Source organism: Enterobacter sp. CCUG 70166, assembly GCF_020224095.1.
Classification (GTDB): domain Bacteria; phylum Pseudomonadota; class Gammaproteobacteria; order Enterobacterales; family Enterobacteriaceae; genus Enterobacter; species Enterobacter intestinihominis.
On the sequence record NZ_NRIQ01000050.1, the window covers coordinates 1 to 1102 of the forward strand.

The window sequence follows — 1102 nt, forward strand, 5'->3', positions numbered from 1 at the left end:
ACTGGGTTCGTGCCTTCATCCGTTTCCACGGTGTGCGTCACCCGGCAACCTTGGGCAGCAGCGAAGTCGAGGCATTTCTGTCCTGGCTGGCGAACGAGCGCAAGGTTTCGGTCTCCACGCATCGTCAGGCATTGGCGGCCTTGCTGTTCTTCTACGGCAAGGTGCTGTGCACGGATCTGCCCTGGCTTCAGGAGATCGGAAGACCTCGGCCGTCGCGGCGCTTGCCGGTGGTGCTGACCCCGGATGAAGTGGTTCGCATCCTCGGTTTTCTGGAAGGCGAGCATCGTTTGTTCGCCCAGCTTCTGTATGGAACGGGCATGCGGATCAGTGAGGGTTTGCAACTGCGGGTCAAGGATCTGGATTTCGATCACGGCACGATCATCGTGCGGGAGGGCAAGGGCTCCAAGGATCGGGCCTTGATGTTACCCGAGAGCTTGGCACCCAGCCTGCGCGAGCAGCTGTCGCGTGCACGGGCATGGTGGCTGAAGGACCAGGCCGAGGGCCGCAGCGGCGTTGCGCTTCCCGACGCCCTTGAGCGGAAGTATCCGCGCGCCGGGCATTCCTGGCCGTGGTTCTGGGTTTTTGCGCAGCACACGCATTCGACCGATCCACGGAGCGGTGTCGTGCGTCGCCATCACATGTATGACCAGACCTTTCAGCGCGCCTTCAAACGTGCCGTAGAACAAGCAGGCATCACGAAGCCCGCCACACCGCACACCCTCCGCCACTCGTTCGCGACGGCCTTGCTCCGCAGCGGTTACGACATTCGAACCGTGCAGGATCTGCTCGGCCATTCCGACGTCTCTACGACGATGATTTACACGCATGTGCTGAAAGTTGGCGGTGCCGGAGTGCGCTCACCGCTTGATGCGCTGCCGCCCCTCACTAGTGAGAGGTAGGGCAGCGCAAGTCAATCCTGGCGGATTCACTACCCCTGCGCGAAGGCCATCGGTGCCGCATCGAACGGCCGGTTGCGGAAAGTCCTCCCTGCGTCCGCTGATGGCCGGCAGCAGCCCGTCGTTGCCTGATGGATCCAACCCCTCCGCTGCTATAGTGCAGTCGGCTTCTGACGTTCAGTGCAGCCGTCTTCTGAAAACGACAA

General features: G+C 62.1%; 1 protein-coding gene. It reads left to right on the forward strand.

Annotation, left to right across the window (positions count from 1 at the left end; translation table 11 throughout):
* Nucleotides 1-899: class 1 integron integrase IntI1 (intI1, locus tag CKK19_RS20790; RefSeq protein WP_031999050.1), on the forward strand; the 899-nt coding region annotated here is incomplete at its 5' end.
* Nucleotides 900-1102 lie beyond the last annotated feature (203 nt).